Below are 6196 nucleotides of genomic sequence, written 5' to 3' on the forward strand. Positions count from 1 at the left end.
TTGGTGCAGAAGAACGTGGTCAATCTGAAGCAATCGCGAAAAACCTGAAAGTGATGTCTGGTCTGAAAGTACCAGTAATCTGTAACGTTGTCGGTGAAGGCGGTTCAGGTGGTGCACTTGCGATTGGTGTGGGTGACTACGTGAACATGCTTCAGTACTCAACTTACTCAGTTATCTCTCCTGAAGGTTGTGCTTCTATCCTTTGGCGTGATTCAGATAAAGCACCTCAGGCAGCAGAAGCAATGGGTCTGACAGCTCCGCGCCTTAAAGAGCTTGAGCTTATCGATGAGATCATCGAAGAGCCACTAGGCGGCGCGCACCGTAACCACGTTGAAATGGCTGCAAACATGAAAGCAACATTGCTTCGTCAGTTGGAAGATCTAGAACAGCTTGACGAAGAGTCGCTACGTGAGCGTCGTTACCAGCGTCTGATGAGCTACGGTTACTGCTGATATCTGGTTAGATAACGGATAAAATAGAAAGGGTTGGATGTGAGTCCAGCCCTTTTTTGTATAGATCGGATTGCTTATGGAATCGCTTTATCAGCACTTTACACAATTACTGACTGCCCATTACCAGCCTCAGACGAAAGTTGTCTTAGCGTTTAGCGGAGGTGTGGACTCGCGTTTATTGTTGGCGCTACTGAGTCGCTATCAGCGTGATCACGCAATACCATGCCAAACGGTATACGTTCATCATGGATTAAGCAGTAATGCGGACGGCTGGGCTGAAAAATGTAAAGCGTGGGCGAAGCAAGCGGGTGTATCGCATTCAACAGAGTATGTACACCTAGATATTAACAGTGGCGAAAGTATTGAATTACTTGCCCGCGAAGCGCGTTACCAAGCGTTAGCAAAATATATTGAGAACGGCGACCTTCTTCTCACTGGGCAGCACGCCGATGATCAGCTTGAAACCTTTCTTTTAGCTCTTAAACGTGGCAGTGGCCCGAAAGGGTTGTCGTGCATGGCAGAAAGCGCGCCTTTTTCTGCTGGCACTTTAATTCGACCATTACTGACGACTCGACGTGAACAAATTGAGCAAATTGCACACTCGTTAAATCTGGAATGGGTTGAAGATGAAAGTAATCAGGATACGCGCTACGACCGAAACTTTCTGCGTCACCACGTGGTGCCTGAATTGTCTCAACGCTGGCCGAGTATTCACCAGGCCGTACAACGCAGTGCGTCTCTCTGTGCTCAGCAAGAAACGTTATTAGACGAACTACTTAACGACGTTTTTTATCGTGCGTTGCAAGCAGATCTCAGTCTGGATATTGCGGAATTAGCCTCTCACAGTGAACTTGCCCGCGCTCGATTGATTCGTATGTGGTTAGCTAAGCAGAACGCGCAAATGCCAACTCAAGTACAGCTTAGCCTGATTTGGAAAGAAGTGGCGTTGGCCCAACAAGATGCCAACCCAAAGCTTAAGTTAAAACAAGGAGAAGTTCGTCGATTCCAGAATAAGCTCTACTGGGTCTGCGATAAAGCAGAGGTTTCCGGTTGGCAGGTTAAGATTCAAGTTGATTGTGCGCTTATGCTTCCTGAAGGTTTGGGCGAACTCATGTTAAGTACGACTACAGAACAAGCGACCATTGCTTTGCCGCCGCAGCCGGAGTTGTTGAGCGTCACGTTTAATCCTGAAGGGTTAACTGCGCATCCAGTGACGCGTAATCACAGTCGTAAATTAAAAAAACTGTTTCAAGAGTACCATGTGCCGAGCTGGCTACGTCGCCAGATACCGATTCTTATGTATCAAGATCAGGTGGTTGCGGTAGCCGACTTGTTTGTTGATAAGGCATTTAGTGGTCAGGATTGTGAGCTGATTTGGCGTAAGCCTTTGTAATTTGTGACACAATATCGAACATAAATTGTACTTATAAATAAAAACGATTAGGTGAAGCAATGAAGAAAACAGTAATAGGCGCAGTAATGGCGTTAACTATGTTATCAGGGCAAGCATTCGCTGCGGGCGATGTCGCGGCTGGGCAGGCAAAATCGGCAGTGTGTGCTGCCTGTCATGGTGCGGATGGTATGGCAACCATTCCCGGATACCCAAACCTGAAAGGGCAGAATGCTCAATACATCATGAGCTCCATCAAAGCTTATAAAAACAAAGAGCGCACGGGTGGGCTTGCTCCAGTGATGCAGGCACAAGCATCACTGCTGTCTGATGATGATATTGCCAACTTAGCGGCATACTACTCTAGCTTATAGTCGCTACCTAGCACTCACCAAAAACAAAACCAGAGCAATGTTCTGGTTTTATAATTTTCGCTTTAATAAATTTCATCAAACTCAAGATTTTACGATACCAAAACGAGACAAAGATTGAATGTTGTAAGACGGTAAACGATAATATCCGCATACGATTAAAGCTTAAGGGATGAACATGAAGAAGATTGAAGCGATTATCAAGCCATTTAAACTGGATGATGTTCGAGAAGCGTTAGCTGAAGTTGGCATCACAGGGATGACCGTTTCTGAAGTCAAAGGTTTTGGTCGTCAGAAGGGTCACACGGAATTATACCGTGGTGCAGAATACATGGTGGACTTTCTACCTAAAGTGAAACTTGAAATCGTAGTTACTGAAGATGTCGCAGACAAATGCGTTGAGACCATCATCGAAACCGCTCAAACCGGTAAAATTGGCGATGGTAAAATTTTCGTCACTGATGTTGAGCGTGTAATCCGCATTCGTACTGGTGAAGAAGACGAAGACGCGATTTAACATTTCACTCTAAATTTATTTTTGATTAAGCTAAAAGGGAGCCTGATACGGCTCCTTTTTTATTCTGTAACCGTCAGTCAGGTTAAACACATTCAGGTACGCCTTTATGCTTAAGCGTTTCGTCCTAGCAGTAGTCTTTTTTTTCATGGCAGTTGTACTTGGCTTTCAAGTCATTTTCACGGTTCCTGACCACCCACAAATTATCACCCAAACCGGTGATGAAATTACTGAAGATATTCAATGCATCGAGTTCAATGATTCGCAAGTGTTAGATGAGCAGGGTGAACTCAACGTATTGATTTGGAATATTTACAAGCAAAGCAAAGACAATTGGCAAAGTGCACTTAATGCGCTTTCAACGGACAAGCAATTGTTATTACTTCAAGAAGCCAGCATGACTGAGCCGTTCAAACAGTGGCTGGTGGACGGAAACTGGATGAGCAATCAAGTAAGTGCTTTTAAAGCTTTGGGCAGTGGTGCTGGTGTGATTAACATTGCGCAAAGGTTGCCTCAGAAAGCATGTGCGTATACTTCCACAGAACCTTGGCTTCGTTTACCAAAATCCGCACTCTACAGTCAGTATCGTTTGAGTAATGGCAATACGCTTGCAGTCGTAAATATACACGCGATTAATTTCACTGTTGGAACGGAAGAATACCACTCTCAAATAGCGGCTTTGGAGGCATTACTAACGCAACACTCCGGGCCTATTATATTTGCTGGTGATTTTAACAGTTGGAATGAATATCGTCTCGAAGCCATGAAGCAGGCGTTACAGAAGGCAAACTTAAAAGAAGTGTCGTTTTCACCGGATCATCGAACCCAGTTTATTACTGGTCAGCGTCTCGATCATGTGTTTTATCGAGGGCTTGTGCTCAAAAACGCGAAAGCGCCGCAGAGCGACGCTTCCGATCATAATCCATTGCTGGTCTCGTTTACTTTGGACGACTAACTCACGACGATATAAAGCGCCCAAATGACGTAAAACATCACCCAAGGCAGGCTAGCGATAACCAAAGCTTGTCCGCGCTCAAATTCTGTCCATGTTAGAACAACACCGTAACCTAAAACGATGTACCAAGGTAACAGTAGTGGCAGTGAGCTTGCGAAGTGAGACCACTCATTGGTTAGCGGCAGTTTCAGCAAGCCGTTGAGGCTGTTGAGATCTGCAGCGTAAGTCATCACTTCGCCATGGTTGAGTATTAAGCTCGCGTAGCTTGCCACATCACCAAGTACCGCTGGGAAGAGAATTGCACAAGCGGCGGCAAACCACTTCCAATAACCGTATTGCTGTTTGCTGGCTTTCGTCGCAAGGAAGAACCAAAATGCGAGCAGAAGCAGGGTAGCAAATCGGTTAACCACATCATTGATGATCGCGCTCGCCATTAGCGTGTTTGGCTCCAACAAGTCGATCTGTTGAGGATCGATTTGTTGCAGCTGTGGGGTGAGTTGCTCACTCAACCAAGTAAAGTCTACGTTAGAGAAGTACGCTCCCCAGAACAGAAACGGGCTGACCATCAAAAGAATAAAGAGTTGCCAGCCCCAACCACCACGCTGGTATAACGCCAAAAAGCATGAAGTAGGTGAACGAAATACATCCAACAACATCACAAGCGGATTGCTTGATGGTTTCATACACTTACCTTAGTGACGTCAACGTACAGCTTAAGTTTTTGACCTGGTTGTAGGTATTTTTTCTGTTGGAGAGAATTCCATTTCACAATGTCAGTACTCTTCACTTTAAATTTGCTTGCGATACCACTGATCGTGTCGCCAGAACGAACATTGTAGAATACCGTACGAATGACTGAGTCATCGGCCGATTTCTTCCAAATGACGATCTTTTGGCCTTTTCTTAATGTGTCTTTTGGTCCCATGCCATTCCATTTAGCAAGAGATTTGTACGACACGTTATTGTCACGAGCAATTGACCACAAGCTTTCACCAGATTGCACTACGTGCGTCAGTTTAAGCTGGCCGCGCGCTGTAGATTGCGTTTTGCTCAAACGGTTGCTCGCCGATAACGCGTATTTCGAGTCATCTTTCGTCGATGTTGGAATCAGCAGGTGTTGGCCAATACGGATATTATCATTCGACAAGCCATTAGCTCGGCGAATTACTTTCGTCGTTGTGCCATATTTACGTGCCAAAACACCGAGCGAGTCACCCGATTTTACCTTGTAGCGAGCAACTTTAACGCCTTTGCCACGGTTCTCTGCTACCTGAGCAAGGAACGCATCCTTCTTTTCGATCGGGATCAGCAGTTTTTGTGGACCGTTCGGTGACGTAGACCACTGGTTGTAAGCTGGGTTGTAGCTTTGCAGCTCTTTGACACCGATGCCTGCATAGTCAGCTGCAATCGCGAGATCGAGTTGCTCTTTAGGATCTACGAGTGCTAATACCGGCTTGTTAGGGATAGCAGGAATATTAAGACCATACTTATCCTGATTTGCGACCACATCAGCAAGCGCTAAGAGTTTAGGTAAGTAGCTGCTGGTCTCTTTAGGTAAATCCAAAGAGAAAAAGTCAATCGGCTTACCAAGGCTCTTGTTTTTGCGAATAGCTCTGGATACACGACCACCACCGCTGTTGTAGGCTGCGATAGCGTGTTCCCAGCTACCATCAAATTGCTTGTTCAGTTGAACTAAGTAGTCTAATGCTGCTTCTGTCGAGGCCGCTACATCGCGACGCCCGTCATACCAGTAATTTTGTTCAAGGCCCATCATTTTTCCGGTACCCGGAACAAATTGCCAAAGGCCTGCTGCACTACCATGTGAGTAGGCAAAGGCATCGAACGAGCTTTCAACCACTGGCAACAAAGCCAGTTCCATAGGTAAACCTCGTTTTTCAATTTGCTCAGCGATCATGTACAGAAATGGTTCTGCACGTTGTGACACGGTTTTAAGATGATTTGGGTGTTTTAGATACCAGGTACGGTAGTAATCCACCTTTTTATTGTGTGGGATGTCCATTTCAAGCTGCATAGCAATACGTTGCCATACATCTTCTTGTTCCTGAGGAGAAAGCACCTTTGGCGTCTCTTTGACAGCATCTGTCAAAGATTGCTTACTTTTTGCTTGTTCCTTAGCTGCTTTTTGTTTAGCCGCTAGCTCTGATTTGTTGGTCTCTGGTGTTGACGTTGTTGAATCTGGAGAGGTCATCTGACAACCAGAAAGCAATAACGCCAAAGCCAAACTGTACTTCAAACGCATGGATTCAGCCTATTTAGGGCCTTTTTATCTTCTCCAGCCTGTCGCGTAGCAAGCGCTACGTGGCAATCGCAAGATAATAGACATATTTCTTTAAACACTAATAAATGAGGTTAAAACCTCTGAATATGCAATGGGTCGACATAAAATTAGATTTATATTCTACCCAAAACGCAGAGAAGCGCCGAAAGCGCCTCTCTGAAAAATCAATCCATGATAATACTGGGGTCTTGTAAACTTACAAGTAAAAATTGGTT

At 45.2% G+C, this 6196-nt stretch carries 7 protein-coding genes; 5 read left to right on the top strand and 2 right to left on the bottom strand.

Features of this window, described 5'->3' with window-relative positions; all coding sequences use genetic code 11:
- From L9Q40_RS07790 to L9Q40_RS07810, 5 genes are all read left to right on the top strand, one after another.
- A partial coding sequence (locus tag L9Q40_RS07790; protein ID WP_498792976.1) for a carboxyl transferase domain-containing protein occupies positions 1-452 on the top strand: 452 nt, incomplete at its 5' end.
- A 76-nt stretch (positions 453-528) separates the two neighbouring features.
- Positions 529-1845, top strand: a complete 1317-nt coding sequence (gene tilS / locus L9Q40_RS07795; RefSeq protein WP_498792977.1) for a tRNA lysidine(34) synthetase TilS — start codon at positions 529-531, stop codon at positions 1843-1845.
- A 59-nt stretch (positions 1846-1904) separates the two neighbouring features.
- Positions 1905-2216, top strand: coding sequence for a c-type cytochrome (locus L9Q40_RS07800; RefSeq protein ID WP_014232747.1), 312 nt, complete (start codon positions 1905-1907; stop codon positions 2214-2216).
- 175 nt (positions 2217-2391) lie between these two features.
- On the top strand, positions 2392-2730 hold the full coding sequence (gene glnB / locus L9Q40_RS07805) for a nitrogen regulatory protein P-II (protein ID WP_014232746.1): 339 nt from the start codon (positions 2392-2394) through the stop codon (positions 2728-2730).
- Positions 2731-2836: 106 nt separating this feature from the next.
- Positions 2837-3682 (top strand): endonuclease/exonuclease/phosphatase family protein, encoded by an 846-nt coding sequence (locus L9Q40_RS07810; protein WP_498792978.1) that lies wholly within the window; start codon positions 2837-2839, stop codon positions 3680-3682.
- Here L9Q40_RS07810 and L9Q40_RS07815 read toward each other — a convergent pair.
- Together L9Q40_RS07815 and L9Q40_RS07820 are read right to left on the bottom strand one after the other, a co-directional pair.
- On the bottom strand, positions 3679-4365 hold the full coding sequence (locus tag L9Q40_RS07815; RefSeq protein WP_330470994.1) for a YIP1 family protein: 687 nt from the start codon (positions 4363-4365) through the stop codon (positions 3679-3681). The two genes, L9Q40_RS07810 and L9Q40_RS07815, sit on opposite strands and share 4 nt — an antisense overlap.
- Positions 4362-5942, bottom strand: coding sequence for a lytic transglycosylase (locus L9Q40_RS07820; RefSeq protein WP_498792979.1), 1581 nt, complete (start codon positions 5940-5942; stop codon positions 4362-4364). Before L9Q40_RS07820 ends, L9Q40_RS07815 begins: the two co-directional genes overlap by 4 nt.
- Positions 5943-6196: the final 254 nt, after the last annotated feature.

Source organism: Allocatenococcus thiocycli (assembly GCF_921292965.1).
Taxonomy (GTDB): Bacteria; Pseudomonadota; Gammaproteobacteria; order Enterobacterales; family Vibrionaceae; genus Vibrio; species Vibrio natriegens.

Coding starts and splice junctions, on each gene's coding strand:
- tilS (WP_498792977.1), top strand. CDS start 529: ATGGAATCGCTTTATCAGCACTTTACACAATTACTGACTGCCCATTAC.
- L9Q40_RS07815 (WP_330470994.1), bottom strand. CDS start 4,365: ATGAAACCATCAAGCAATCCGCTTGTGATGTTGTTGGATGTATTTCGT.
- glnB (WP_014232746.1), top strand. CDS start 2,392: ATGAAGAAGATTGAAGCGATTATCAAGCCATTTAAACTGGATGATGTT.
- L9Q40_RS07810 (WP_498792978.1), top strand. CDS start 2,837: ATGCTTAAGCGTTTCGTCCTAGCAGTAGTCTTTTTTTTCATGGCAGTT.
- L9Q40_RS07820 (WP_498792979.1), bottom strand. CDS start 5,942: ATGCGTTTGAAGTACAGTTTGGCTTTGGCGTTATTGCTTTCTGGTTGT.
- L9Q40_RS07800 (WP_014232747.1), top strand. CDS start 1,905: ATGAAGAAAACAGTAATAGGCGCAGTAATGGCGTTAACTATGTTATCA.